This window comes from Ciceribacter sp. L1K22 (assembly GCF_017599385.1).
GTDB lineage: Bacteria > Pseudomonadota > Alphaproteobacteria > Rhizobiales > Rhizobiaceae > Allorhizobium.
The window spans coordinates 832,323-857,914 of sequence record NZ_JAGFPK010000002.1 but is presented as its reverse complement, the minus strand read 5'-3'; the positions used below and the strand labels follow the sequence as shown (position 1 = coordinate 857,914).

Sequence of the window (25,592 nt, the reverse complement as noted above, 5' to 3'; positions counted from 1 at the left end):
CTCAGGCCCCTGAGGAAGCGGCAACGCCGCCATCATTCCCGGGTTCCGCACTGGTCCGAATACAAAAATGGGGAAGCCTCGAACTGCGCTGCCGAGGCTACCCCGTTTTCATGCCTCAGTAGCCGCTGGGGCAGGAGTCAACGTAGCGACGGCCGTAACGATCACGATAGTAGCACTGACCGGGCTGTTCGGACACGCGTCCGATCACTGCTCCTGCAACACCGCCGATCGCCGCGCCGACAGCAGCGCCGCGAACGTTGCCCGTCGCAATACCGCCGATGATTGCACCGGAGGTCGCGCCGATCGCCGCGCCCTTCTCCGTTTGCGTGCAGCCTGCGACCGAAAGGCCGACCAGGACCAGAGCCAGAATTTTCTTCATCTGTCTTCTCCACCTTTTTATGGAAAGCCCGTCCGAGCCTCCCTGCTCGCAGCGGCGCCTGCTTTCCGCCAGATCGCGCTGTGACTTAAGCATATCGTTGAAAACGCGAAAGTCCACGCGTGACCTGTCCATCAACCACCTATCCCAGGTGCCTGTGTGAGTCCGGTCACAGGGGATAATTCCATGTTGCGGCGCGGAAACGAAAAATCTGTCTGGCGCGTCGGTATATGTTGATCGTCTGAAGAAAAAGGCAAATGATGCATGCGTGCTCGGGAGAAGCACGAGGAGGAACAAGATGACGAAAGTAACGCTGACGGTGAATGGCCGTACAGTGAGCGGCGAGTGCGAGGAGCGCACGCTGCTTGTCAGTTTCATACGCGAAAATCTCGGACTCACGGGAACGCATGTCGGGTGCGACACCAACCAGTGCGGTGCCTGCGTCGTTCATATGGACGGCAAGTCAATCAAGAGCTGTTCGATTCTCGCGGTACAGGCCAGCGGTTCGTCGATCACGACGATCGAAGGACTGGCAGCGAATGGCGAATTGCACCCCGTGCAGGCGGCGTTCAGGGAACATCATGGTTTGCAATGCGGCTTTTGCACGCCTGGGATGGTGATGACGGCGGTGGACATGATCAACCGCCATGGCGGACACCTGGATGAGGCGACGGTACGGCATGAGCTGGAGGGCAATATCTGTCGTTGCACGGGCTACCACAATATCGTCAAAGCCGTTCTTGCCGCCAATACTGAGATGACTTCCGGCCGCCAAGCTGCCGAGTGACCTGGCGGCGGGCGGCTGCCGGCCTCGTGATTGTTTTCATGCCGGCCGCCGTCGCCTGACGCCGAAACTTTAGACCCCTGCTCGTTGGAGGAGTGAAGATGGGTGTTGAAGGAATTGGCGCGCGCGTTGCGCGCAAGGAAGACAAACGCTTTCTGACCGGAAAGGGCCGGTATACGGACGACATGGTCGTGCCGGGCATGAAGTTCGCTTATTTCGTGCGCTCGCCCCATGCGCATGCACGCATCAAAAGTCTCGATGTTTCCGCAGCCAAGGCGATGCCCGGTGTTATCGACGTTCTGGACGGCAAGCAGCTTTTGGCGGACGGGATAGGCAACCTGATCTGCGGTTGGATGATCCATTCCAAGGACGGCACTCCCATGAAGATGGGCGCCTGGCGGCCAATTGCGCACGACACGGTTCGCTACGTCGGGGACGCGGTTGCGGTCGTCATTGCCGACAGTGTCGGTGAGGCGAGGGATGCCGCCGAGGCGGTCGAAGTGGATTACGAAGAGCTGCCGGTGGTCACCGATGCAACAGAGGCACTGCAGTCCGGTGCTCCGCAATTGCACCCCGAAGCGCCTGGCAATCTGATCTACGACTGGGAGATCGGCGACGCCGGCGCGGCGGATAAGGCGATCGCCGCAGCCGCACACGTTACCGAAATCGTGATCCACAACAATCGGCTTTCGCCGAACCCGATGGAGCCGCGCGCAGCGCTCGGCATCTATGATTCGGCCGAGGATCACTACACCTGCTACACGACGAGCCAGAACCCGCATGTGGCGCGCCTCGTCATGAGTGCGTTTTACAACGTGGCGCCGGAAAACAAGCTGCGGGTCATCGCCCCCGATGTCGGCGGAGGCTTCGGATCTAAAATCTACATTTATCCGGAGGAGATCGTCTGTCTCTGGGCTTCGAGGAAGACGGGTGTTCCGGTGAAATGGACGGCGGACAGGACGGAGGCTTTCCTGACGGATGCGCATGGCCGCGACCATGTGTCGAAGGTGAAGATGGCCTTCGACAGCGACAACAGGATCACCGCGCTGAAGGTCGATACTGTTGCCAATCTGGGCGCCTACATGTCGCTGTTCTCGTCCTCGGTGCCGACCTATCTCTATGCGACACTGTTGTCGGGCCAGTACGTTATCCCGGCGATCCACTGCAATGTACGCACGGTCTACACCAATACGGTCCCGGTCGACGCCTATCGCGGCGCTGGACGCCCGGAGGCGACCTATCTTCTTGAACGGACTATGGAGACTGCTGCGCGCGAACTCGGCGTCTCGCCTGCAGAACTTCGCCGGCAGAACTTCATCAGGTCTTTCCCGTACCAGACCCCGGTCATCATGTGTTACGACGCTGGGGACTACGAGGCATCGCTGAATGCCGCGATGACGGCAGCCGACTGGAACGGTTTCGCGGGACGGCGGTCGGAGGCCGAAGCACGCGGAAAGAAGCGCGGCATCGGCATGAGCTGCTACATTGAGGCCTGCGGCATTGCTCCATCGCAAGCCGTGGGATCGCTCGGTGCAGGTGTCGGTTTGTGGGAGTCGGCCGAGGTGAGGGTGAACGCGGTTGGGACCGTGGAGGTTCTGACAGGATCACACAGTCACGGACAGGGTCACGAAACCACATTTGCGCAGTTGGTTGCCGAGCGCTTCGGACTGCCGATCGACAATATCTCGATCGTCCACGGTGATACCGACAAGGTGCAGATGGGTATGGGCACCTACGGATCGCGCTCCGGTGCGGTTGGTATGTCGGCAATCGTCAAGGCGCTGGACAAGGTCGAAGCCAAGGCGAAAAAGATTGCCGCCCACCTGATGGAGGCGGATGAGAGCGACGTGGTGATCGAGAACGGTGAGCTCAAGATTGCCGGGACCGACAAGGCGCTTCCCTGGTTCCAGGTGGCGCTCGCCGCTTATACCGCGCACAATCTTCCAGCTGGCATGGAGCCGGGCTTGAAGGAAGGTGCGTTCTATGATCCCACCAACTTCACATTCCCTGCCGGTTGTTACATCTGCGAGGTGGAAGTCGACCCTGAAACAGGCAAGACCGACATCATCCAGTTCGTGGCGGCTGACGACTTCGGCAATATCATCAACCCGATGATTGTCGAAGGACAAGTACATGGCGGTTTGGCCCAGGGTATCGGGCAGGCCTTGCTGGAAGGTGTGCGTTACGACTCGTCAACTGGCCAGCTTCTGACGGCAAGCTTCATGGATTACGCCATGCCACGCGCTGACGACCTGCCGTCGTTCACCGTTTCGCACCAGTGCACTCCTTGCCCCGGCAATCCGCTGGGCATCAAGGGATGCGGGGAGGCGGGTGCCATCGGCTCTCCGCCGGCGCTCATCAATGCGATCACCGATGCCATCGGCCACAACAGCCTCAACATGCCCGCCACGCCGCTTGCGGTATGGAATGCCATCCAGGCAGCGCACTGAGAGAGGGAGAGGATCATGCATTCAGTCAGCTATCACCGTGCCTCCTCCGTCGAAGAGGCGGTAAAACTTCTCTCTGCGGCCGAGGACGGCAAATTCGTTGCCGGCGGTCAAACCCTTATCGCAACAATGAAGCAGCGGCTTGCTCAGCCTTCGGATCTGGTTGACCTGCGGCATATCCAGGCGATGAAAGGAATATCCGTCAGCGGGCGCAGGGTGCGGATTGGCGCCGGCGTGACCCACGCTGAGGTCGCGGGTTCGGCCGAACTGAGATCCGTCTGTCCGGCTATCTGCAATCTCGCCGGCATGATCGGGGATCCGCATGTCCGCCATATCGGCACGATTGGAGGATCGGTGGCCAACAATGACCCGGCTGCCGACTATCCCGCCGCGATCCTGGCCCTCGGCGCGACGGTCGTGACGAATCAGCGCGAGATCGGGGCGGATGACTTCTTTGAAGGGCTATTCGATACGGCTCTGATGGAAGGCGAGATCATCACCGCGTTTGTCTTCGACGCGCCTGAAAAAGCGGGATACGCCAAATTCGCGAACCCCGCGTCGCGCTATGCGATGACGGGCGTATTCGTCGCAAACAAGGGTGGCCGGGTCAGGGTTGCGGTGACTGGAGCGGGCGCGGATGGCGTCTTTCGCCATGCCGGTCTCGAACAGGCCCTGACGGACCGTTGGTCCCCGGAAGCTCTGTCAGAGGTGGCTATCGATCCATCGAACCTGATGGAGGACCTGCATTGCACAGCCGTCTACAGGGCCAATCTCATCAGGGTCATGGCCAAGCGCGCTGTGGCCCAGGCGTGATGTTATTGACAGCTAAAATGGAAGGGCGGCTTCGGGCGCCCTTTTTTCCGCATGCTTGACGCAGATCAAATTTCCGACTGAGACGATCGGTTAGCAATTTTCTGGAAGGATTCAAAAAAACAGCGCGATTTGTCGCAGTTTAGAATGAAACCAGAAAAGTAGGGTTGACCGACGGCGCGCTCGGAACCAAAAGAGACGCAGAAGCTGGAGTTTGGAAATGGATTTCGACGCGTTTTTCAAGAGCGAGTTGGATGGTCTTCACGAAGAAGGCCGTTACCGGGTGTTCGCCGATCTTGAACGCCAGAGAGGCAACTTTCCGCGCGCAACGCGTTACACCGAAAACGGAACCCAGGATGTTACGGTCTGGTGCTCGAACGACTATCTCGGCATGGGCCAGAACCCGCTCGTCACCGAGGCGATGAAAACCGCGATCGATAACTGTGGCGCGGGTGCGGGAGGCACCCGAAACATCTCGGGCACCAACCACTATCACGTGCTGCTGGAAAACGAACTCGCCGACCTTCATGGCAAGGAGTCGGCGCTGATCTTCACATCCGGCTATATTTCCAACTGGGCGACGCTTGGCACGCTTGGCCATAAGATTCCGGGATTGATCATCTTTTCCGACGCCTTGAACCATGCCTCCATGATCGAAGGCATCAAGCATGGAAAGTGCGAGCGGGTCATCTGGAAGCATAACGACCTCAAGGATCTGGAAGCCAAACTCGCGGCCGCCGATCCAAAGGCGCCCAAGCTGATCGCTTTCGAGTCCGTCTATTCGATGGATGGCGACATCTCGCCAATCAAGGAAATATGCGATCTGGCCGACAGATACGGCGCCATGACTTATCTCGACGAAGTCCACGCGGTCGGGATGTATGGTCCTCGTGGCGGAGGTGTCGCGGAACGCGAAGGCCTGATGCATCGTCTGACCATTATCGAGGGAACCCTCGGCAAGGCATTCGGTGTGATGGGCGGCTATATCGCCGCATCGGCGGCGCTCTGCGATTTCATCCGGTCCTTCGCGTCAGGCTTCATTTTTACGACCGCCTTGCCCCCTGCGCTTGCAGCCGGCGCCGTTGCCTCCATTCGTCATCTCAAGTCCAACCAGATCGAACGTTTCGCCCATCAGGAGCGCGTTCGTCGCGTTCGGTCGTTGCTCGATGCGCGCGGTATCCCGCACATGCCCAACCCAAGCCACATCGTTCCCGTGATGGTGGGTGACGCAGCCAAGTGCAAGTGGATTTCCGATATCCTGCTCGACAACTTCAACATCTACGTCCAGCCGATCAACTATCCGACGGTGCCGAAAAAGACCGAGCGTCTTCGCATCACCCCGACGCCGCTGCACACCGATGCTGACATCGAACACTTGGTCGGCGCGCTTCACCAGTTGTGGTCTCGTTGCGCGCTCGCGCGTGCGGTAGCCTAAGCGACACTGAGCAAAGCAGTAACGAAGCCGTCTGAACTCAGGCGGCTTTTTCTTTTCGGGCGATCGCGTCGACTGCGCGGCGCCTTGCTTCTGCATCAGCCTCAAACACATCGTTGATAGACGTCGCTCCACCAAATGCGATCATTTCCTCCATGACCGTCTCGGCAATATCGGCCATGTCGAGAAACCCGATTCGTTCGTCCACGAAAGCCTCGAACGCGGTTTCTTCAGCTGCATTCATCACCGCGCCCTGCACGCCGCCACGCTGCAGGGCAGTGCGGGCAAGGCGGAGGGCGGGAAAGCGGGTTTCGTCGGGCGCTTCAAAATCCAGGCGGGCAATCCGGGCGAAATCGAGTCGATCGACGGGAAGCTGAGGCCTCGCCGGGAAGGTGAGGGCATAGCCAATGGCAGTGCGCATGTCGGGGACGCCGAGCTGCGCGATGACCGAGCCATCTGAATAGCCAACCATGGAATGGATAATGGATTGCGGGTGAACGATGACCTCAATCTGTTCGGGCCCGACATCGAAGAGATGCTTTGCCTCGATCATCTCCAGCGCTTTGTTGAACATCGAGGCGCTGCCGACGGAAATTTTCAGACCCATCGACCAGTTCGGATGCGTCCGCGCCGCTTGTACCGTGACTTCCGCCATCTGCTCCCGGCTGTGCGTGCGGAACGGACCACCCGAAGCGGTCAATATTATCCGCTCAAGGCTAGGTCGCTGATCTTTTTCGAGACACTGGAAGATCGCGCTGTGCTCACTATCGACCGGTATCAGTCGACCGCCGCCATTTTTAACGGCCTGGACGAAGAGTTCGCCGGCGGAGACGAGGCACTCCTTGTTGGCGAGCGCGATCGTTGCCCCGCGCGCTGCTGCAGCCAGCGTCGGAGCGAGTCCGGCGGTGCCGACGATGGCAGCCATGACCCATTCGGCATTCATAGTTGCCGCCTCAATAAGACCCGACCGGCCCGCAGCCACCACGGTTCCGGTGCCGTCCAGCGCGTCTTTCAAGGCAACATACTGGCTTTCGTCCGCGGTTACTGCCATGCGGGCGCCGGTCGCTCTTGCCTGCTCCGCCAAAAGCGTAATATTGCCATTTCCCGTCAGCGCCATGATCTCGAAACGATCGCGGCCGCCCAGATGCCGGATCACATCCAGCGTGTTGACGCCGATCGATCCCGTCGAGCCCAGAACCGTAAGGCGATGCGGGGCGGTTTCTTCCTTGAACATTCGAAAATCCGGCTGATACTTCGCTCCCGTAAGGCTCTACAAGGGAAAGCAGCGGTCAGCAAGGCTCCACCGGTGAAGCCATTTTGGGCCGTTAGAAGCTTGCACCGTCGAGGGGCGATGGCGGCCGAGGGAGATGAAACAGATGCCAGCTGCGCGTAGAATAGTTGACTATCCGTGGCCAATCATTGCGGCGTGGGCTCTCGTCGCGCTGATCGCCGGCGCCGCAGCCCACGCCTTAGGTCATCCCGCGTTGTCTGTCACTGCATGGCTTCTGGGTGCATTGCCGGTCCTTGCCGTCATGGTCGCGGATATACTGCGGTCGCTGTCGCGTGGCCAGGCGGGGGTCGACATTATCGCCGCGCTATCGATCAGCGCAGCCATCGCTTTCGACGAATCCCTGGCAGCTGCGATCGTGGCCCTGATGTATGCGGGAGGTCGGTTGCTGGAGAGCTTCGCGGAGGGCCGGGCGCGGCGCGAGATGACGGCCCTTCTCGGACGGGTTCCGCGCACGGCACTCCGCTATCAAGATGGCGAACTCTCCGAGGTGTCGCTCGATGGTCTGGTTCCCGGGGAGCGAATTCTCGTTCGCTGCGGCGAGGTTATCCCTGTAGACGGTCGTCTTGCAGAGGGGTCTGCGGATTTGGACATGTCCGCTCTGACAGGCGAATCTACCAGTGTGCGGCGTCTACCGGGGGAGGAGGTTCCGAGCGGTTGCGTTTCACTCGGAGCGGCATTCGACCTCATCGTATTGCGGCCTGCGGCGGAAAGTACGTATGCCGGTATCGTTCGCCTCGTTGAACAGGCGCAAGCGAGCCGCGCGCCACTGGTCCATCTCGCGGATCGGTACGCGCTGTTTTTCCTGGGTGCAACCCTGCTTACGGCGGCTTTGGCGTGGTGGCTATCCGGTGACCGGCAGCGCGCGCTTGCCGTCCTCGTTGTTGCTACGCCATGCCCTCTTATCCTGGCCGTGCCCGTCGCGTTGATATCCGGGCTATCGCGCGCGGCCTCCGAGGGCGTGCTGATCAAGAGCGGTGCCGCGCTGGAAATGCTGGCACGCGTGAAAGTCGCGGTGCTCGACAAGACAGGCACCATGACCACCGGATCGGCGGGCGTGATGGAGGTGCGCGCCGTGACCGGGTTCGAAGACAGAGAGGTTCTTCGTCTGGCCGCCTCGCTGGATCAGGCGTCCGGGCATGCAAGTGCTCGCAGCCTGGTGGCGGCCGCGCATTTGGCGGGACTGACCCTTTCCTCACCATCGGATGTCATGGAAACGTCGGGAAGCGGGCTCGAAGGTCTTGTCGACGGCCGTCGCGTCGTGGTCGGTGGCAGTGACTTCGTCAGGTCACGCTTGTTGGAAGGCGATCCCCACGAACTGGGGCGGGATATTCCGCCGGGTGCCGCCGTGGTTGCCGTCGCGGTCGATGGGCTGGTCGCAGGAATCATCCTTCTCTCAGATCAGTTGCGAGCCGACGCGAAGGATCTTTTGGCGGCACTGCGCGGTTCTGGGATTCAGCGCTTGGTGATGGCGTCAGGCGATCAACGCGGCATTGTGGCCACAATAGGCAGCACGCTTGGCGTCGAAGCTTCGCACGGTGAGGTCTTGCCACTCCAGAAGGTCGCGATTGTCCAGGACGAAAAGCGCTATGGGCCGGTGTTGATGGTTGGCGATGGCGTCAACGACGCCCCGGCGCTGTCGGCTGCCGATGTCGGCGTCGCCGTCGGAGCCGGAGGTGTCGCGGCGTCCGCTGAAGTCGCGGACGTCGTTCTGCTGGTTGACGATCTCAATCGGCTCGCCGACACTATCAGTATCGCGCGACGAACCCGCCGGATCGCGCTGCAAAGCGTGTGGGTCGGGATCGGGCTTTCGTTGATAGCGATGGTGGCTGCCGCAATCGGCTTTCTGCCACCAGTGCAAGGAGCCTTGCTGCAGGAGCTTATCGATGTCACCGTGATCCTGAATGCGCTGCGGGTGCTCACGCCTGCTTCGAACGGCCGCCACTCCTAGACGCATCATCCTTTGACGCGAGAAGGGCGGCTAGGCGCCGCTCGCTGACCCGCAGGCCGGGTGTGGCACCATCCCCGTTCCACCAAGGCATATCGTCGCCCGGATCCGCTGCGGCGAGTTCGAGTACTGCGGGATGGACATAGCTCTTTCGGCAAATCGTCGCTGTGTTGCAGAGTTCCGTTGACGCCGCCTGGCACATCTCCCGTATCGTGGGTTTCCGTCCCTGTCGTATTGCCGCGCAGGCCGCATCGAGCGCCGCGAGCGTCCCGCCCCAAGTCCGGAAGGTTTTCGCCGAGATATCCAAGTCCGCCGTTTCGGTGAGATAGGCGTTGAGGCGCCCGGAATCCACACGATGAGCAACGCCATCATCGTCCTTCCACGCGAAGAACTCGCGTCCGGGCAGATCGGCGATCGCTTCCAGGATACGTTGCAGTTTGGGATGCCGGAGTGTTCGTTGCACCCGCTTGCCGCCTTTGGCTCGAAAGCTCAGGCGTATGCCGTCATCGGTGAAGGTGAAATGCCGCTTGAGCAGCGTGGTCGCTCCATAAGAGCCGTTTTGCAGCGTGTAGGACCGGTTCCCCACCCGAAGGTGTGTAACGTCCAAGAGTGCGACGAGCGCCGCGAGTAGAAATCGCGCATCCCCTGAGTTGGCTTCCAGATCACGTTGTATTGTCCGCCTGATGCGAGGCAGTGCGCGTGAAAAAGCCAGCAGATCTGCGTATTTCTGTCGACTTCGCCACTCCGACCAATCCGGATGATAGCGGTATTGCTTCCGCCCCGCGTCATCGAAACCCGTGGCCTGCAGGTGACCATTCTCGTCTAGACAAATCCAGACCTTCTTATAGGCCGGCGGTAGGCCCAGTTTCCTGATGCGCTCGAGATGCGTTTCCTCCCTCAATAGGCTGCCGTCGGGCAGCCGATAGCAGAAACCGCGGCCCTTCCGCTGCCTCGAGATGCCCGGCATTTCGTCGCTGACATAAACGAGCCCGATCCGGGCCAAAGCCCGAGGTTGTGAAATTCCGCCTGGTTTGCTGTCCATGACCCGTTCATTCCGGTGAATGCTGGAACGGCAGCAACGTCCCGGCAAGGTTCGGGTTCCCAAGGTCGTCTTGGTGAGGTTGTGGATGGGGGTACAGGTTCTATGGTGATCCCGGCGCGATTCGAACGCGCGACCCCCAGATTAGGAATCTGGTGCTCTATCCTGCTGAGCTACGGGACCACTCGGCTTCACCCATACAAAAGCGAAATCGACTCGCCAAGCGAAAAAGCGGCATGGTCAGTCCGTGAGACGCTGTTCGGCGAGGCGAACCCAGTATGAGATGCCGTACGGGATGACCTCGTCGTTGAAATCATAAGCTGGATTGTGAAGGCCGGGTGTATCGCCATTGCCAATCATGATGTAGGCGCCGGGTCGCGACTGCAACATGAAGGCGAAGTCCTCGCCGGCCATTGAGGCGTCCACGTCGGTGTCGACGCTGGCTGTGCCCGCAATATCAATCGCGGCCCGCGCTGCATGCTCGGTCTCGGCCGCGTGGTTGACGGTGACCGGGCACGCCCGTTCGTAGTCATAGGCGATCCTCGCGTCGTGCGCGGCAGCGATGCCTTCGGCGATTTCGCGGATTCGGCGCTCGGCGAGATCACGAACGCCTTCGTCGAGCGACCTGACCGTACCTGTGATTATGGCCTCTTCAGGGATGATGTTGTGCGTCGTCCCGGCATGGAACTGGGTGACGGAGACAACAACCGAACGCAGTGGATTGGCATTGCGTGCGGCGATCACCTGAAGCGCGTTGACGATCTGCGCGCCGATCACGATCGTGTCGGCCGTATTGTGCGGTTCGGCCGCGTGTCCGCCGCGACCCGTGATGGTAATGGAGAATTTGTCGGGCGCCGCCATGATCCCGCCCTTGCGGATCGCGAAGCTTCCGAGATTCTTTCCAGGCATGTTGTGCATGCCATAGACTTCCTGAATGCCGAAGCGATCCATCAGGCCATCCTCGACCATGGCCAGCGCGCCGCGACCACCCTCCTCTGCCGGTTGGAAGATGACGACCACCGAGCCGTTGAAGTTGCGTGTTTCGCAGAGGTATTTCGTAGCACCCAGCAGCATAGCCGTGTGGCCGTCATGACCGCAGGCGTGCATCTTTCCGGGCGATTGCGACGCCCATGGTTTGCCACTGATTTCCTCCAATGGAAGCGCGTCCATGTCAGCCCGCAGCCCAATGGCGCGATTGCTTTCTCCACGTCCCTTGATGACCCCGACAACACCCGTGCGGCCGAGACCGGTGACTACCTCGTCTACGCCGAATTCTTTTAGTTTCTGGGCGACGAAGGCTGCCGTTTGCTCGACCTCGTAGAGAATTTCCGGATTCGCGTGCAGGTGCCGGCGCCACTCCGTGACTTCCCGTTGCAATTCCGCGGCGCGATTCAGTATCGGCATGATCACAATCCTGTTTTATGGCGGACCGGGTTTGAACCAGCCGCATATTTGACGCATTCGACCTGCTTTGCGATAGGTTGACTATCTAGGACAAATAATCCGACATTACGAGGCATATCCAGACGACGGAGGGTTAATCGTGCAGAGGCCGAACAACGGGCTGTTGGCCGATCTCAAGAGAATCGGCATCATAATCGCCCTTTTGCCTGCGCTCGTCGCGGGGACCGCCGCACACGCAAATGCCAATCCGGTGATGCTGGTGGATGTCGGCTCCGGCCGTGTGCTGGAACACGAGGAAGCTTTCCGCAAATGGTATCCGGCGTCGCTCACCAAGCTCATGTCGGTATACACGGTCTTCCGTGCGATACGGGCCGGTGAAGTCTCGACCGACACGATCGTGACCATGAGCCAGCGCGCGGCAGCGGAACCGGCAAGCAAGATGTATTTCAAGCCCGGCGCGAAGATGACGCTCGACAGCGCCCTGAAGATCATGATGGTCAAGTCGGCGAACGATGTCTCGGTCGCCGTTGCCGAAGCCGTCGGCGGCTCGTTGGACGGGTTCGTGGCGCGGATGAACGCCGAGGCGGCCAGGCTCGGCATGTCGTCGTCGCGGTTTATCAATCCTCATGGATTGCCAGGCAAGGGCCAGTATACCACGGCCCGGGATCTGGCTGTGCTGACGCTGGCACTTCGGCGTGAATTTCCGGAATATGCGGGCTACTTCTCGCTTGAGGGCATCACGACCGGAAAGAAGAGCTACCCGAACTACAATCTGCTGATCGGCCGTTTTGATGGTGCCGACGGCATGAAAACGGGATATATCTGCGCTTCCGGTTTCAATCAGATATCCTCGGCAACGCGCAATGGCCGAACGGTTGTTTCGATCGTGCTTGGGGCCGACAGTCTCGGCGCTCGAGCGGACCGATCGGCCGATCTCCTGCAAAAGGGCCTCACCACCGCGCCATCGACAGGCGTTCGTATTGACGCGCTGGCACCCTATGGCGAGGGGCGTGAAACCGTCGCCGATGTCAGCGCGCAAATCTGCAATCCACAGGCGCGTCAGGTTCGTAGCGAAGGCCGCGATGAAGCGGGGCGAATGAAGATGTTCTCACCCTATATTCGCGAGATGGCCCGCGAGCCCAATTACGTGTTTGCCGGCCTCTTGCCGGGCACGGAAGTGGTGGATACGAAGGGCGGAAAATCCGGTGGGGCGCCGGAACTGGCGAATATCCCGATCCCGATCCCGCGCCCCTCATTCTGATCCAAAAGGACTTCTACGATGGCTCCAAGACGCGACCGACTGGCGGTGTCGATCATAACGGGTTTCCTGGGGGCCGGAAAATCGACGCTGCTCAACCGGGTGCTGAAGGATCCAGCGATGAACGATGCCGCGATCATCATCAACGAGTTTGGTGAGGTCGGCATCGATCATCTTTTGGTCACGGCGTCCGATGACAGCATTATCGAACTCTCCGACGGCTGCCTCTGCTGCACGATCCGTGGGACGCTTGTCGATACGCTGGCGATGATCATGGACACGATCCAGACCGGCGGCATGCGGACGCTGTCACGCGTAGTGGTCGAAACAACGGGGCTTGCCGATCCGGCCCCCGTCATGCAGTCGGTCATGGGACACCCAGTCATTGCGGAAAGCTTCGAGCTTGAAGGCGTGGTCACCGTCGTTGACGGCGTCAACGGTCTGGCCACGATCGAGCGCTATCCCGAAGCGCTGAAACAGGTCGCTGTGGCGGACAAGATTGTGTTGTCGAAACTGTCGATGTCAGATGGAGCGTCTGTCGACGCACTTCGCACTCGCCTCAAGGCGCTCAATCCCAAGGCATTGCTCGTCGATGCCGACGGTGAGGCTGCCGGTCGAGTCGACCTTTTCGAGAATGGTCTCTACGATCCCGCGACCAAGACGGCAGATGTCGGACGCTGGCTGAAGGATGAAGCGGCTCATGATCACGGCCATCGTGGGCATCACCATCATGATCATGACCACGGTCATCACGAGCATGATCACGATCACGATATCAATCGCCATGGTGATACGATCCGGTCCTATTCGCTGATGCATGATAGGCCGATCGATCCGAAAGCGTTGGAGATGTTCATAGACCTGCTCCGCTCGACGCATGGGGAGAAGATCCTGCGCATGAAGGCGGTCGTGGCGCTGTCGGACAATCCGGAAAGACCGCTGGTGCTGCACGGCGTTCAATCCGTGTTTCACAGGCCGGAGCGTCTCGACGCTTGGCCTGACCCGGCCGATCGACGGACACGCCTGGTCCTCATCACCGATGGTCTGGAAGAGGCCTACGTCCGGGATCTCTTTGATGCGTTTGTCGGCAAACCGGTCATCGACCGTCCTGACCGTGCGGCGTTGGAAGACAATCCGCTCGCCGTAGCCGGTTTCAAGTTCTGATTTCTTGATGCGGGTTCATCCCCCGCCGGATGGTGAAGCGATGGCCACCCTCGGTCGTAATTTTTTGTACCAGTGAGTGTCCATGTTCCCGACAGAAATGGGGAATGTCTATTACCGCCAGCGGGTCGGACGTTTCCACTGTCAGAAGTTCACCGTCCGCCATCCGGGCAAGGCGGCGTTTGGTCTTCAGGACCGGAAGAGGGCACTTCAGGCCTCTAAGATCATAGACCGTGGTGGTTCCGTCCGTCATTGGGTCACCCAGAACTTCCAGAACGGTTTCTTCGCCGCAGTCTGAAGGTTCTCGGGAGTTGTTGTCGGATTTGGCTGTGGTACTGCTACGCCGGATACCGCCTGGGGCGTTTGATCCTGTTGCCGGGATTGCGGCGAGGCCTGCGCGGCGGACGCAGGAGCCGCAGGCTGAGGGGCAGGTTCCGCAGCCTGCTGGCGACCGCTTCCGAAGATGTTCCAGAATGATTTCTTCGGCGGCTGTGGCGCGGCGGCTGTCTCGGATTTGACAGGATTGGGAGTAGGCACGGGAACCGAAGCGGCTTGCGCGGCGCTCGGCTGCACGGCCGCCGCTTGCCGTGCTTCTTCGGCGGCCTTGGCTGCTTCCGCCTTCGCCATCGCAGCCTTTTCGAATTCCTCTATGCTCAGCAGCTTGCCGGCCTTGAGCGCCGAACCGGTGGGGGCATAAGCCAGATCATTGGCTTTCCGCTGCTTTGCCACCAACGCCTTGCGTTCGGCTTCGGTCGGGTCATACCAGATCTTCCCGTCATACTTCTTCATTGCCTTGCCGTAATCCTTGGCATAGGCGAGTTCGTAGGACTTCATCGCCGAGGCAAGTGCCGGAGGCGTGCTCATCGGCGGACAGGCGCCTGTGGGGTTGAACTTGGCGTTGCCTTCCGGCTGCTGATTGAAGACGTATTTCTTCTCGCAGACATTTACCTCCGGCGGGCGCTTCGTAATCTCGAACTGGTCGTATCCGACCTTCAGCATCTTCCAGAATTCGTTATGTTCGCTCAGCCGGTGACGGGCCATGTTTTCGGCTGTCATGCGGAAGGGCAAAGCCTGAAGCTGAATCGTCTGTTGCCCGCCCTTGAAAGCGTCACGGGCGAAAGCATAGATCTCGAGGATCTGTGCATCCGTCATCGAATAACAACCCGACGACGAACACGCGCCATGGATCATCAGGTTCGATCCCGTTCGACGATTTGCTGCATCGAACCGGTTCGGGAAGCCGGTATTGATCGCAAGGTAATAGCTGGACCGCGGATTAAGGTGATACGGCGACAGTGAGTAGAAGCCTTCCGGTGCCTGTCTGTCGCCTTCCTTGACCTTCGGCCCAAGGCGGCCCGACCAGGCGCATATCTGGTATTCCTTCAGCTTCTCAAACCGGTTATCGCGTCTCGCCTTCCATATCTCAAGAACGCCTTCTTCCTTGAGAATCCGGATCATGATCGGCGAATTGCGGTCCATACCCCGTGCGCGAATGTCGGCAAGGATTGCAGGCGACAGCGGATGATCGTCCTTGTCCTGCACCTTGCTCACGTCGACGCTCTCTAGCGTTTCGCTCGCATTGCACGCGGCAAGCGCCAGGGCTGCTGTCAATAGGATTGCGGAGGTTTTCCAGCGCATGAAGAAATGCTCGGTTCAGGCAGTGTTACGCAAACTTCAGTGGCATTCCAAAGTGTCTTGTCGCTACATTAGGAGCGGTTTCTGCAGAAATCATTAACCAAGGCAGCCCAGCTTCGGACACATTTGCGTCAACTATCCCGTGAAATGAGCAGGAATGTGGCGACCTTGAGCTTGTCGATCAGAGGTTCCGTCCAATGTCCAGGAACTTCTGCCGGCGGTCATTTCGCAGTTTCATTCCGTCAATTGCGGAGAGCTCCTTAAGAGCACCTGCGATGACCTCGCCGGTCCGGTCGATGACCGCTTCCGGATCGCGGTGCGCACCGCCAATCGGCTCCGGGATGATGCCGTCGATGACGTTCATCGACTTCAGGTCCTCTGAGGTGATCTTCATGTTCGTGGCTGCCTCACGTGCACGTGTTGAATCGCGCCACAGGATCGATGCCGCACCCTCTGGTGAGATGACCGAGTAGATCGCATGCTCCAGCATGTAGACGCGGTTGCCGGTCGCAATCGCGATCGCTCCCCCGGAGCCGCCTTCGCCGATGACGACGGAAATGATCGGAACACGCAGGCTGAGGCACATCTCTGTCGAGCGGGCGATCGCTTCCGCCTGGCCGCGCTCTTCCGCGCCAACACCTGGATAGGCGCCGGCCGTATCGACAAGCGTGATCACAGGCAAGCCGAAACGATCGGCCATTTCCATGACGCGAATGGCCTTGCGGTAGCCTTCCGGACGTGGACTGCCGAAATTGTGCTTCAGGCGGGTCTTCGTGTCGGAGCCCTTCTCCTGGCCGATCAACACCACCGGCTGTCCGTTGAAACGCGCAAGTCCCGCCTGGATGGCGGCGTCCTCGGCAAACTTCCGGTCGCCCGCAATCGGTGTGAATTCCGTGAAGAGTCGCGTTGAATAGTCGATGAAGTGCGGGCGCTGCGGGTGACGCGCGACCTGCGTCTTCTGCCAGGCGTTCAGCTTGGAATAGATTTCCTCGGTCGCCTCGCGCACACGGGTTTCGAGACGCGTGATTTCTTCGGAGGTGTCGATGCTTTCGTCTTCGCTCGCGAGCTTTTTCAGTTCGCGGATTTTCCCCTCGAGGTCGGAGATGGGTTTTTCGAAGTCGAGATAATTGTGCATTAAATCCGTTTCCGATCGTTTGGCCCGTCTGCACGGGGAGCGTGGTACCGGCTGTTGGCGGTCCTAATCCTGCTTTTTGGCCTGTTTGGCAAGAGGGTGATGGGTTTCAACCACCTGCCGTAGCCTTTCTTCCAGTACATGCGTATAGATTTGTGTCGTCGAAATGTCGCTGTGACCCAGTAGTTCCTGCACGACGCGCAGATCAGCGCCATTCTGCAGCAGGTGGCTCGCGAAGGCGTGGCGCAGGACGTGCGGCGACACGGCGGCCGATGGTAGGCCAGAGCGTGCAGCGAGGTCCTTGAGATCGCGCGCGAACACCTGTCTCGGTAGGTAGCCTTCCTTGCTGGCGGCAGGAAACAACCAGGGGCTTTCCGCCGCGAGATCGGGATCTTCTTCTGTCAGGGCATGACCGTACGTTGCAAGGGACTCCTTTGCAGGACGCGAGAGCGGCACCAGACGCTCCTTGTTACCCTTGCCCTTGATCAACAGAAAGCCTTCCGTGCGGGACAATACGGTCGCTGGAAGCGCCACCAACTCGCTAACACGCATGCCGGTCGCATAGAGGAGTTCGAGCAAGGCCAGCAGACGCAGTCGCTGCAACTGACCCTTTCCCGGCTGGCGGGCCTCTTCAGCAGCCAGGGCAAGCAACCGATCCACCTGTTCCATAGAGAGGGTCTTGGGCAGAGGTCTGCGTTTCCGAGGGGCGTCGAGTGTGGCCGTCGGATCGTCCTCCCGGAGACCCTCCGCGTAGAGAAACTTGTAGAACTGTCGCATGGACGAAAGACGCCGGGCCTGCGATGTCGGCTCGAAGCCGCGACCTTCAAGATCGCCGAGATAGGCAGACAAGTCCGGAGCGCTCGCGGTGGTCACTGAGGCTTGTCGTGATGTAAGGAAGTCCCTGAGATCATCCAGGTCGCGCTCATAAGCTGCGAGCGTATTTCCGGCAGCCCCGCGTTCCGCGCTCATCATTTCGAGAAACGACTCGATATGCGCTCCGCCGAGATCCTTCAAGTCGCATCCTTCCGAAGTTTGAGGCTCAGGGGTTTTGCGGATTCACCCGCTCAGACGGTATGCGCACGACCACGTCACGCTCGCGTGGTTCGACAAAGACCACGAGCGCAAACATCAGCCCGTAGACCGCGGCCGCCGCGGTGACACAGAAAAACAGAAAGCGGAACAGTGTGGGCATCCGGCTCACCTTTTGGACGTGCTGGAGTATATGAAGAACCTCGTGCGCGAGTGCAAGGCGCGCGCTCTTTTCACCGCCTCGGCTTGACGGCATGGACGGAAACAACAATACCGTTCGGGTGGAGACGTAAAGACGCCAGATGACGGACATGACCTCGACCATAGCCCTGTCTCTCGGGGATAGGGCCCGGAATGCCCTCGGGCGGCGAAACCTGGTTTTCGTTGGCCTTATGGGGGCTGGCAAGTCCGTGATCGGACGCATGGTGGCAACCCAGATGGGGCTGCCGTTCATTGACACCGATACCGAAATAGAACGCGTGTCGCGGATGACGATCAGTGAACTCTTCGCGGCCTACGGGGAACAGGAGTTTCGTGCGCTTGAAACCCGGGTCATTCAACGCTTGCTAAAGTCGGGGCCTCGCGTCATTTCAACGGGCGGGGGCGCGTTCATCAACGAAAACACGCGGCGTCAGATCGAGAAGGGTGGCATCTCGCTTTGGCTTCGCGCGGATCTGGATGTGCTGTGGGAGCGCGTCAACAAGCGCGATCATCGGCCTCTGCTGAAAACGGAGAACCCTAAGCAGACGCTGGAGAACCTTATGAACCAGCGGTATCCGGTCTATGGGCTCGCGGACATCACGATCCAGTCCCGCGATGTCCGCAAGGAGATCATCGTGAACGAGGTTCTCGAGGCCGTGGCGGCGTTCAAGAAGGAAAGTATGAAGACGACATGAAAAGCAGCGAGACTTCCGAGCGCCTGGTCCATGTGCCGCTGGGCGACCGTGCCTATGACATCCTGATCGGTCCCGGTCTGATCGGCCGCGCCGGCGGAGAGATCTCGACGCGGATCAAGGGTCGCAAGGCTGCGATCGTCACTGACGAGAATGTCGCCAATCATTATCTCGAAGCGCTTATGGACGGCCTTGAAGCCGACGGCATCGACGCGACCTCACTCATTCTGCCTGCCGGTGAGAAGACCAAAAGCTTCGAGCATCTGACCCGCGTCTGCGATGCTCTTCTGGAGGCAAGGATCGAACGCAACGACACTGTCATCGCCCTCGGCGGCGGCGTGATCGGCGATCTTGCCGGTTTTGCCGCCGGAATCGTGCGGCGTGGCGTGCGCTTCGTGCAGATGCCGACCTCTCTGTTGTCGCAGGTCGATTCATCTGTTGGTGGCAAGACGGGAATAAACACGCGGCATGGCAAAAACCTTATTGGCGTCTTCAACCAGCCGGATCTGGTGCTGGCTGACACGGACGTGCTGCAGACGCTCAGCGATCGCGAGTTTCGCGCCGGGTACGCCGAAGTCGCCAAATACGGCCTGATCGACAAGCCCGACTTCTTCGCCTGGCTGGAACGCAACTGGCGTGACGTGTTCGCCGGCGGGGCGGCTCGGATTGAGGCGATCGCGACAAGTTGCCGGGCAAAGGCGGAGGTCGTGGTCGCTGACGAGCGCGAGACGGGCCGTCGTGCGCTCCTCAATCTGGGGCACACCTTTGGGCATGCGCTGGAAGCAGCGACCGAGTACGATAGCAGTCGCCTCGTGCATGGCGAGGGCGTCGCGATCGGTATGGTGCTGGCGCATCAGTTCTCGGCACGCCTCAATCTCGCGAGCCCTGACGACGCCGAGCGTGTCGAATCGCACCTGAAGACCGTTGGCCTGCCGACTCGCCTGTCCGATATTCCAGGCGAACTGCCGCCGCCGGATGTGCTGATGCGTGCGATCGCTCAGGACAAGAAGGTCACCGGCGGCAAGCTCACTTTCATCCTGACGCGTGGCGTTGGTCAATCGTTCGTCGCCAACGACGTTCCGTCTTCCGAAGTCGTTACGTTCCTGGAGGAAAAACATCCGCAATGACAGCTGACTGGTTCTTGTCGCTCGTCGCCGAATACTGGCTCATTGTCGTCGCCATCCTGGCGCTGATCGTTGCTTCGGGCTTTTTCTCCGGATCCGAGACCGCTCTGACGGCGACGTCGCGCGCGCGGATGCACACGATCGAGAGCAATGGCGACGTGAGAGCCGGTGTCGTCAATGCCCTGATCGAACGGCGCGACCGACTGATTGGAGCCCTGTTGATCGGCAACAATCTGGTCAACATTCTCGCATCCTCGCTGACGACCAGCCTGTTCCTCGGCCTGTTCGGCGACTCTGGCGTTGCCATCGCAACGATCGTGATGACCGTGCTGCTCGTGATCTTCTCAGAGGTCCTTCCGAAGAGCTGGGCGATTTCCGCGCCGGAGCGGTTTGCTCTCTTCGTGGCGCCTGTTGTTCGCATGTTCGTGATCGTGGTCGGGCCGTTGTCTTCAGCGGTGAACTACATTGTTCGTGCGATCCTGGCGCTGTTCGGTCATACGCTCTCGCGCGAAACATCCATGCTGACCGCACATGAAGAACTGCGCGGTGCGGTGGATCTTCTTCATCGCGAGGGTTCCGTCGTGAAGGCCGATCGCGACCGCCTCGGCGGTGTTCTCGATCTCGGCGAGTTGGAAGTCTCCGACGTCATGATCCACCGGACCTCGATGCGCGCCGTCAACGCTGATGATTCGCCGGAGACGGCTGTTCGTGCCGTGCTCGAAAGTCCCTACACGCGCATGCCGCTTTGGCGCGGTTCGACCGACAACATCATCGGTGTGGTTCATGCCAAGGATTTGCTGCGCGCTCTGGCCGAGCCCGGGGTGGAACCTCAAAACCTCGATATCGTCAAGATTGCCCAAAGACCATGGTTTGTTCCCGATACGACGAACCTCAAGGACCAGCTGAACGCCTTTCTGAGGCGCAAGGTACACTTCGCGGTGGTTGTCGACGAGTATGGCGAAGTCCAGGGTATCGTCACGCTTGAAGACATTCTCGAAGAAATCGTTGGTGATATTTCCGACGAACACGACATCGAGATTCAGGGTGTCCGCCAGGAGGCGGACGGTTCCATCGTAGTTGACGGTTCCGTGCCGATCCGAGACCTCAATCGGGCGCTGGACTGGCAGCTTCCGGACGATGAGGCAACTACCATCGCCGGTCTGGTGATCCACGAATCAAAGCTTATTCCCGACGAGCGTCAGGCTTTCACGTTCCATGGGAAGCGCTTCATCGTTATGAAACGCGAAAGGAACCGGATCACCAGAATTCGGATCCGTCCTCTTGAAGACCAAGCGACCGCCTGACGCAGGACGTTACCAGCGCGTCGGCTCCCCGGGAGCCGACGCCTCGATGGCGAGCGCGTGCAGCCCCGCATCGAATTCCGCTTTCAGCAAATCAGTCACCGCGCGGTGACGCGCGACGCGCGTAAGCCCGGCAAAGGCGGGGGATACGATACGGATACGCATATGCGTCTCCCCGGTACCGTCCATCCGTGGACCGTGACCTGCGTGAAGACCGCTTTCATCGATCACGACAAGCCGGTCGGGAGCCAGTCCCGTAGACAATTTTGTTTCGATGGCGTTCTTGACCGACATCCGTTTCAACCTACCTCACAAACGTCCCACCAAGCCGACATAAATCCGATTTGTCAATTCTTGTCGGCCTTTCGGCAAAGCACCATAATTGTCAGATGAAACTCGACTCGAAATATTTCGACAGAATCCGCACGCGCCGCAAGATTGAGCGCGAACAGGAGCCTGTCGAACCCACGTGCCAATGGGACGGATGCGATCGGCCGGGCGTCCACCGTGCTCCCGTCGGCCGGCACGCCGAGGGGCAGTTCTTTCTGTTCTGCTTCGAGCACGTGAAGGAATACAACAAAGGCTACAACTATTTTTCCGGCCTGTCCGATACCGAGATCGCGCGTTATCAGAAGGAGGCGATCACGGGTCATCGCCCAACGTGGACGATCGGAGTGAATAAGTCCGCCAAATCTTCTCCGTTGCACTCTACGCTGCGCTCCGGATCAGCCGCGTCAAACGCCCGCGTTAAGGACCCCTTCGGCTTCGTCGGCCAGGGTCGCGGCACATCGCCGCGTTTTCCGCAGGCGCGCAAGCTGAAGACGCTCGAGGCGAAGGCCTTCGATACTCTTGGGCTTGCCGGCAGCGCCACAGCGACCGAGATCAAGAGCCGTTACAAGGAGTTGGTAAAAAAACACCATCCTGACGCAAATGGCGGAGATCGTGGCTCGGAAGAGCGTTTTCGCGCTGTCATTCAGGCGTATCAATTGTTAAAGCAGGCTGGTTTCTGTTAAGCGAAAAAGCTAGGAATTGGACTTTGCAGGCGGCCGATCGGACCGACCGGCGTGGAGTGACGATGAGCAAAATTGACCTTGATATCACCAATCTTCCCGACACGACGGTTTCGGTGCGGGAAGTCTTCGGAATCGACAGCGACATCCGCGTGCCGGCCTATTCCCAGGGCGACGCCTATGTGCCGGATCTCGATCCCGATTATTTGTTCGACCGCGAGACCACGCTCGCCATCCTCGCCGGGTTTGCCCACAATCGCCGCGTCATGGTGACCGGCTATCACGGCACCGGAAAGTCGACGCATATCGAGCAGGTCGCTGCCCGGCTGAACTGGCCTTGCGTGCGCGTCAACCTCGACAGCCATGTCAGCCGTATCGACCTCGTCGGCAAGGACGCGATTGTCCTGAAGGATGGCAAGCAGATTACCGAGTTCAAGGACGGCATCCTGCCCTGGGCATACCAGCACAATGTCGCGCTGGTTTTCGACGAATATGACGCCGGTCGTCCGGACGTGATGTTCGTCATCCAGCGCGTGCTGGAATCGTCCGGCCGCCTGACGCTGCTCGACCAGAGCCGCGTCATCCGTCCGCACCCGGCGTTCCGTCTCTTTGCGACAGCCAACACGATCGGACTTGGCGACACAACGGGTCTCTATCACGGCACGCAGCAGATCAACCAGGCACAGATGGACCGCTGGTCTATCGTGACGACGCTGAACTACCTGCCGCATGAGCACGAAGTCGATATCATCCTGGCGAAAGTGAAGAGCTTCGCGGCAAATGAGGGCGGCCGCGACACGGTCTCGAAGATGGTTCGCCTTGCCGATCTCACGCGCTCCGCATTCATGAATGGCGACCTGTCGACGGTCATGAGCCCGCGTACCGTGATCACCTGGGCGGAAAATGCCGAGATCTTCGGCGACGTGTCGTTTGCCTTCCGGATCACCTTCCTCAACAAGTGCGACGAACTCGAGCGGACGCTGGTGGCCGAGCAGTACCAGCGCGTCTTCGGCACGGAGCTCAAGGAAAGCGCTGCCAACATCGTTCTGGGAGCGTAATCTCAAGCATGGCAGGCCGCGGTGACAATACACGGGCGAAGCCCGGTACAATGGTGGATACAGAGCCATTCCGGCGCGCCGTTACCGGCTGCGTCCGGTCAATCGCGGGTGATGCCGAGGTCGAGGTTGTGTTCGCCAACGAACGTCCGGGTCTTGCGGGTGAACGCGTGCGGCTGCCGGAACTCTCCAAGCGGCCGACAGCGCAGGAACTGGCGATCACGCGCGGCCTCGGCGATTCCATGGCGCTGCGCCTTGCCTGCCACGACCAGAAGGTCCATGCGGCTCTTGCTCCGCAAGGCGCTGATGCACGCGCCGTCTTCGATGCGGTGGAGCAGGCCCGGGTCGAGTCGATCGGTGCGCTGCGGATGAGCGGCATGGCCGCCAATATGTCGGCCATGAACTCCGAAAAGTATGCCAAGGCGAATTTCGCAGGCATCTCTCGGCAGGAAGACGCTCCGCTCGCCGAAGCCGTTGCCATGCTGGTGCGCGAGACGCTGACGGGCGAGAAGGCGCCGGCAAGCGCGGGTCAGGTCCTTGATCTCTGGCGTCCCTACATCGAGGAAAAGGGCGGCGGCGACCTGTCGTCTCTTCGCGGTGCCATGGAGGACCAGCAGGCGTTCGCCAAGGCGATCCGCCACATGCTGAGCGCGATGGAAATGGCCGAAGACCTCGGCGATGATACCGAGGAAAGCCAGGAAGAGGAAACCACCGACGAGGAGCAACCCCGCTCCAACGAGGAGGACCAAAACTCGGCGGAAGAGGAAGCCGGTTCCGAGCAGGCGCCCGCGGAGGACAGCGAGGCCTCGCAAGAGCAGATGGAAGATGGGGAGATGGACGGCGCGGAGATTTCCGACGACGATCTTTCCGATGAGGGCGACGAGGAATCCGAGACACCCGGCGAGATGCGTCGCCCTGCCAGCCCGTTCGACGATTTCAACGAGAAGGTCGATTACAAGGTTTTCACAACCGAGTTCGACGAAATCATCACCGCGGAAGAGCTTTGCGACGAGGCAGAACTCGACCGCCTGCGCGCCTTCCTCGACAAGCAGCTCGCTCACCTTCAGGGCGCCGTCGGGCGCCTCGCCAACCGTCTGCAGCGCCGCCTGATGGCGCAGCAGAACCGGTCCTGGGACTTCGATCTGGAAGAAGGTTATCTGGACAGCGCGCGGCTCGTACGCATGGTCATCGATCCGATGCAGCCGCTGTCGTTCAAGATGGAGCGCGACACGCAGTTCCGCGACACCGTCGTCACGCTCGTGATCGACAATTCAGGCTCCATGCGCGGCCGGCCGATCACGGTCGCCGCGACCTGCGCGGACATCCTGGCGCGGACGCTGGAGCGCTGCGGGGTGAAGGTGGAAATCCTCGGATTTACCACAAAAGCATGGAAGGGCGGACAGAGCCGCGAGAAGTGGCTGGCCGGCGGCAAGCCAGCCACGCCGGGCCGCCTCAACGACCTGCGTCACATCATCTACAAATCGGCCGACACCCCGTGGCGCCGCTCGCGCCGCAATCTCGGCCTGATGATGCGAGAGGGTCTGCTCAAGGAGAATATCGACGGCGAGGCGCTGATGTGGGCGCATAACAGACTGATTGCCCGTCGCGAGCAGCGCAAGATCCTGATGATGATCTCCGATGGCGCGCCGGTGGATGACTCGACGCTGTCCGTCAATCCGGGGAATTATTTGGAACGGCATCTGCGTGCCGTGATCGACCAAATTGAAACCCGTTCCCCGGTCGAACTTCTGGCAATCGGTATCGGCCATGATGTGACGCGCTACTACAGCCGCGCTGTGACCATCGTCGATGCCGACGAACTTGCTGGCGCGATGACAGAGCAACTCGCTGCCCTGTTCGAGGACAAGGCCGGCGCCGGCCGCCGGTCGCGTTAAACGTCGGTGGCGTTTGTCGCGACAAAATCCGCGACCGGGTCGGTGTCGGGTCTTCTTCCGTCGGCCCCTGCCTGTCGCTTCATTTCTTCCTCGATGTATTCCGTAATCGCATCCTCGATGGCCTTCCGCTCCTCCGGCGGCATTGCCTCCAGGCTCTCTTCGGTCAGACCGTTCGCTTCGAGATATTGAGCCCTGAGCTTTTCGGCGAGCGACATGTTCACCCACTCGGCGAACTGATCGCGCCGGTCTTGCACGAGCGGGTCAGCCGTATCGCCGTAAAGCCCACCCTCAGACGATTCGTCATAGATTAGATTGCTGTCTGGAGCTCCGCCGTTCTTCGCATATCCCTGCAGGACATCCTGGAACCAGGTGTCGAAATCGTTTGCGGTTGCAGGCTTGAAGGTGGGAGAGATGGCGGCGTTGCCCACCGCGTTGATGCTGGTCATGACGTGTTGTCCTGTTGCGTTTTGATCGCTGTCTGCGAATCTGCCCCTTCTGCCTTGTCCGTGGCTGGGCGTCGCCATGGGGCTTGACCACGCGTTGCCGCGCCCATCGAGTTGCCGTATGACAC

Annotated in this window: 24 protein-coding genes and 1 tRNA gene; 13 read left to right on the top strand and 12 right to left on the bottom strand. The window is 60.1% G+C overall.

The annotated features are described in order from the left end of the window. Positions 1-115: 115 nt before the first annotated feature. Positions 116-379 (bottom strand): YMGG-like glycine zipper-containing protein, encoded by a 264-nt coding sequence (locus tag J5J09_RS21945; protein WP_208554352.1) that lies wholly within the window; start codon positions 377-379, stop codon positions 116-118. 295 nt (positions 380-674) lie between these two features. Between J5J09_RS21945 and J5J09_RS21940 the strand changes: the two genes are divergently transcribed. The 4 genes from J5J09_RS21940 (at position 675) to hemA (ending at position 5,852) form a co-directional block, all read left to right on the top strand. Then, the gene (locus J5J09_RS21940; protein WP_208554351.1) at positions 675-1,163 is read left to right on the top strand and encodes a (2Fe-2S)-binding protein; all 489 of its coding nucleotides are present in this window, start codon (positions 675-677) and stop codon (positions 1,161-1,163) included. A 98-nt stretch (positions 1,164-1,261) separates the two neighbouring features. After that, the gene (locus tag J5J09_RS21935; RefSeq protein ID WP_208554350.1) at positions 1,262-3,610 is read left to right on the top strand and encodes a xanthine dehydrogenase family protein molybdopterin-binding subunit; all 2,349 of its coding nucleotides are present in this window, start codon (positions 1,262-1,264) and stop codon (positions 3,608-3,610) included. 15 nt (positions 3,611-3,625) lie between these two features. Continuing rightward, positions 3,626-4,420: a xanthine dehydrogenase family protein subunit M gene (locus J5J09_RS21930; protein WP_208554349.1), complete on the top strand. Its 795-nt coding sequence runs from the start codon at positions 3,626-3,628 to the stop codon at positions 4,418-4,420. Positions 4,421-4,637: 217 nt separating this feature from the next. Beyond that, positions 4,638-5,852 (top strand): 5-aminolevulinate synthase, encoded by a 1,215-nt coding sequence (gene hemA, locus J5J09_RS21925; protein WP_208554348.1) that lies wholly within the window; start codon positions 4,638-4,640, stop codon positions 5,850-5,852. Between the two features lie 37 nt (positions 5,853-5,889). Here the strand turns inward: hemA and dxr are convergent, their stop codons facing one another. Next, positions 5,890-7,083, bottom strand: coding sequence for a 1-deoxy-D-xylulose-5-phosphate reductoisomerase (dxr, locus tag J5J09_RS21920; protein ID WP_208554347.1), 1,194 nt, complete (start codon positions 7,081-7,083; stop codon positions 5,890-5,892). 142 nt (positions 7,084-7,225) lie between these two features. Between dxr and J5J09_RS21915 the strand changes: the two genes are divergently transcribed. Then, positions 7,226-9,088 (top strand): heavy metal translocating P-type ATPase, encoded by a 1,863-nt coding sequence (locus J5J09_RS21915; protein ID WP_208554346.1) that lies wholly within the window; start codon positions 7,226-7,228, stop codon positions 9,086-9,088. Here J5J09_RS21915 and J5J09_RS21910 read toward each other — a convergent pair. The 3 genes from J5J09_RS21910 to J5J09_RS21900 all read right to left on the bottom strand — a co-directional run bounded on the left by J5J09_RS21910 (position 9,057) and on the right by J5J09_RS21900 (position 11,528). Next, positions 9,057-10,106 (bottom strand): DNA topoisomerase IB, encoded by a 1,050-nt coding sequence (locus J5J09_RS21910; RefSeq protein ID WP_208554475.1) that lies wholly within the window; start codon positions 10,104-10,106, stop codon positions 9,057-9,059. The two genes, J5J09_RS21915 and J5J09_RS21910, sit on opposite strands and share 32 nt — an antisense overlap. A gap of 124 nt (positions 10,107-10,230) precedes the next feature. Further along, positions 10,231-10,307: transfer RNA gene (locus tag J5J09_RS21905), tRNA-Arg, on the bottom strand. Between the two features lie 57 nt (positions 10,308-10,364). Then, positions 10,365-11,528, bottom strand: coding sequence for a M20 aminoacylase family protein (locus J5J09_RS21900; RefSeq protein WP_208554345.1), 1,164 nt, complete (start codon positions 11,526-11,528; stop codon positions 10,365-10,367). Between the two features lie 181 nt (positions 11,529-11,709). Between J5J09_RS21900 and J5J09_RS21895 the strand changes: the two genes are divergently transcribed. Then, complete coding sequence (locus J5J09_RS21895) at positions 11,710-12,789, top strand: D-alanyl-D-alanine carboxypeptidase family protein (protein ID WP_348646508.1); 1,080 nt, start codon at positions 11,710-11,712, stop codon at positions 12,787-12,789. Between the two features lie 18 nt (positions 12,790-12,807). Continuing rightward, entirely contained in the window at positions 12,808-13,950 is a 1,143-nt protein-coding gene (locus J5J09_RS21890; protein WP_208554343.1) for a GTP-binding protein, read from the top strand. Here the strand turns inward: J5J09_RS21890 and J5J09_RS21885 are convergent. The 5 genes from J5J09_RS21885 to J5J09_RS21865 form a co-directional block, all read right to left on the bottom strand. Next, positions 13,940-14,200: a sulfurtransferase TusA family protein gene (locus J5J09_RS21885; protein WP_208554342.1), complete on the bottom strand. Its 261-nt coding sequence runs from the start codon at positions 14,198-14,200 to the stop codon at positions 13,940-13,942. The genes J5J09_RS21890 and J5J09_RS21885 overlap by 11 nt on opposite strands. Then, a complete protein-coding gene (locus J5J09_RS21880; protein WP_246746035.1) occupies positions 14,197-15,585 on the bottom strand; it encodes a murein L,D-transpeptidase family protein in 1,389 nt (462 codons plus the stop codon). The genes J5J09_RS21885 and J5J09_RS21880 overlap by 4 nt, the downstream gene beginning before the upstream one ends. 178 nt (positions 15,586-15,763) lie before the next feature. Continuing rightward, the gene (locus J5J09_RS21875; RefSeq protein WP_208554341.1) at positions 15,764-16,717 is read right to left on the bottom strand and encodes an acetyl-CoA carboxylase carboxyltransferase subunit alpha; all 954 of its coding nucleotides are present in this window, start codon (positions 16,715-16,717) and stop codon (positions 15,764-15,766) included. 63 nt (positions 16,718-16,780) lie between these two features. After that, on the bottom strand, positions 16,781-17,728 hold the full coding sequence (gene xerD / locus J5J09_RS21870; protein ID WP_208554340.1) for a site-specific tyrosine recombinase XerD: 948 nt from the start codon (positions 17,726-17,728) through the stop codon (positions 16,781-16,783). A 25-nt stretch (positions 17,729-17,753) separates the two neighbouring features. Beyond that, complete coding sequence (locus tag J5J09_RS21865) at positions 17,754-18,068, bottom strand: hypothetical protein (protein ID WP_208554484.1); 315 nt, start codon at positions 18,066-18,068, stop codon at positions 17,754-17,756. On the opposite strand from J5J09_RS21865, the gene J5J09_RS21860 reads away from it, so the two are divergent. The 3 genes from J5J09_RS21860 to J5J09_RS21850 are packed head-to-tail and all read left to right on the top strand — an operon-like array spanning position 18,046 to position 21,064. Beyond that, the gene (locus tag J5J09_RS21860) at positions 18,046-18,639 is read left to right on the top strand and encodes a shikimate kinase (RefSeq protein WP_208554339.1); all 594 of its coding nucleotides are present in this window, start codon (positions 18,046-18,048) and stop codon (positions 18,637-18,639) included. The genes J5J09_RS21865 and J5J09_RS21860 overlap by 23 nt on opposite strands. Continuing rightward, positions 18,636-19,763: a 3-dehydroquinate synthase gene (gene aroB, locus J5J09_RS21855; protein WP_208554338.1), complete on the top strand. Its 1,128-nt coding sequence runs from the start codon at positions 18,636-18,638 to the stop codon at positions 19,761-19,763. The genes J5J09_RS21860 and aroB overlap by 4 nt, the downstream gene beginning before the upstream one ends. Next, on the top strand, positions 19,760-21,064 hold the full coding sequence (locus J5J09_RS21850; RefSeq protein WP_208554337.1) for an HlyC/CorC family transporter: 1,305 nt from the start codon (positions 19,760-19,762) through the stop codon (positions 21,062-21,064). Before aroB ends, J5J09_RS21850 begins: the two co-directional genes overlap by 4 nt. Before the next feature lie 9 nt (positions 21,065-21,073). Here J5J09_RS21850 and J5J09_RS21845 read toward each other — a convergent pair whose 3' ends face one another. Continuing rightward, entirely contained in the window at positions 21,074-21,355 is a 282-nt protein-coding gene (locus tag J5J09_RS21845; protein ID WP_208554336.1) for a BolA family protein, read from the bottom strand. 95 nt (positions 21,356-21,450) lie between these two features. Between J5J09_RS21845 and J5J09_RS21840 the strand changes: the two genes are divergently transcribed. The 3 genes from J5J09_RS21840 (at position 21,451) to cobT (ending at position 25,021) form a co-directional block, all read left to right on the top strand. Next, positions 21,451-22,074 (top strand): J domain-containing protein, encoded by a 624-nt coding sequence (locus J5J09_RS21840; RefSeq protein ID WP_208554335.1) that lies wholly within the window; start codon positions 21,451-21,453, stop codon positions 22,072-22,074. A gap of 62 nt (positions 22,075-22,136) precedes the next feature. Beyond that, on the top strand, positions 22,137-23,129 hold the full coding sequence (gene cobS / locus J5J09_RS21835) for a cobaltochelatase subunit CobS (RefSeq protein ID WP_208554334.1): 993 nt from the start codon (positions 22,137-22,139) through the stop codon (positions 23,127-23,129). Positions 23,130-23,137: 8 nt separating this feature from the next. Next, the gene (gene cobT, locus J5J09_RS21830) at positions 23,138-25,021 is read left to right on the top strand and encodes a cobaltochelatase subunit CobT (protein WP_208554333.1); all 1,884 of its coding nucleotides are present in this window, start codon (positions 23,138-23,140) and stop codon (positions 25,019-25,021) included. Here the strand turns inward: cobT and J5J09_RS21825 are convergent. Beyond that, on the bottom strand, positions 25,018-25,467 hold the full coding sequence (locus J5J09_RS21825; protein WP_208554332.1) for a hypothetical protein: 450 nt from the start codon (positions 25,465-25,467) through the stop codon (positions 25,018-25,020). The two genes, cobT and J5J09_RS21825, sit on opposite strands and share 4 nt — an antisense overlap. Positions 25,468-25,592: the final 125 nt, after the last annotated feature.

What these genes read in the sequence shown, in the direction of transcription:
- J5J09_RS21945 (WP_208554352.1), bottom strand. Translation starts at nt 379, where the DNA reads ATGAAGAAAATTCTGGCTCTGGTCCTGGTCGGCCTTTCGGTCGCAGGC.
- J5J09_RS21940 (WP_208554351.1), top strand. Translation starts at nt 675, where the DNA reads ATGACGAAAGTAACGCTGACGGTGAATGGCCGTACAGTGAGCGGCGAG.
- J5J09_RS21935 (WP_208554350.1), top strand. Translation starts at nt 1,262, where the DNA reads ATGGGTGTTGAAGGAATTGGCGCGCGCGTTGCGCGCAAGGAAGACAAA.
- J5J09_RS21930 (WP_208554349.1), top strand. Translation starts at nt 3,626, where the DNA reads ATGCATTCAGTCAGCTATCACCGTGCCTCCTCCGTCGAAGAGGCGGTA.
- hemA (WP_208554348.1), top strand. Translation starts at nt 4,638, where the DNA reads ATGGATTTCGACGCGTTTTTCAAGAGCGAGTTGGATGGTCTTCACGAA.
- dxr (WP_208554347.1), bottom strand. Translation starts at nt 7,083, where the DNA reads ATGTTCAAGGAAGAAACCGCCCCGCATCGCCTTACGGTTCTGGGCTCG.
- J5J09_RS21915 (WP_208554346.1), top strand. Translation starts at nt 7,226, where the DNA reads ATGCCAGCTGCGCGTAGAATAGTTGACTATCCGTGGCCAATCATTGCG.
- J5J09_RS21900 (WP_208554345.1), bottom strand. Translation starts at nt 11,528, where the DNA reads ATGCCGATACTGAATCGCGCCGCGGAATTGCAACGGGAAGTCACGGAG.
- J5J09_RS21890 (WP_208554343.1), top strand. Translation starts at nt 12,808, where the DNA reads ATGGCTCCAAGACGCGACCGACTGGCGGTGTCGATCATAACGGGTTTC.
- J5J09_RS21885 (WP_208554342.1), bottom strand. Translation starts at nt 14,200, where the DNA reads ATGACGGACGGAACCACCACGGTCTATGATCTTAGAGGCCTGAAGTGC.
- J5J09_RS21880 (WP_246746035.1), bottom strand. Translation starts at nt 15,585, where the DNA reads ATGCGCTGGAAAACCTCCGCAATCCTATTGACAGCAGCCCTGGCGCTT.
- J5J09_RS21875 (WP_208554341.1), bottom strand. Translation starts at nt 16,717, where the DNA reads ATGCACAATTATCTCGACTTCGAAAAACCCATCTCCGACCTCGAGGGG.
- J5J09_RS21860 (WP_208554339.1), top strand. Translation starts at nt 18,046, where the DNA reads ATGACGGACATGACCTCGACCATAGCCCTGTCTCTCGGGGATAGGGCC.
- J5J09_RS21865 (WP_208554484.1), bottom strand. Translation starts at nt 18,068, where the DNA reads ATGGTCGAGGTCATGTCCGTCATCTGGCGTCTTTACGTCTCCACCCGA.
- aroB (WP_208554338.1), top strand. Translation starts at nt 18,636, where the DNA reads ATGAAAAGCAGCGAGACTTCCGAGCGCCTGGTCCATGTGCCGCTGGGC.
- J5J09_RS21850 (WP_208554337.1), top strand. Translation starts at nt 19,760, where the DNA reads ATGACAGCTGACTGGTTCTTGTCGCTCGTCGCCGAATACTGGCTCATT.
- J5J09_RS21845 (WP_208554336.1), bottom strand. Translation starts at nt 21,355, where the DNA reads ATGTCGGTCAAGAACGCCATCGAAACAAAATTGTCTACGGGACTGGCT.
- J5J09_RS21840 (WP_208554335.1), top strand. Translation starts at nt 21,451, where the DNA reads ATGAAACTCGACTCGAAATATTTCGACAGAATCCGCACGCGCCGCAAG.
- cobS (WP_208554334.1), top strand. Translation starts at nt 22,137, where the DNA reads ATGAGCAAAATTGACCTTGATATCACCAATCTTCCCGACACGACGGTT.
- cobT (WP_208554333.1), top strand. Translation starts at nt 23,138, where the DNA reads ATGGCAGGCCGCGGTGACAATACACGGGCGAAGCCCGGTACAATGGTG.
- J5J09_RS21825 (WP_208554332.1), bottom strand. Translation starts at nt 25,467, where the DNA reads ATGACCAGCATCAACGCGGTGGGCAACGCCGCCATCTCTCCCACCTTC.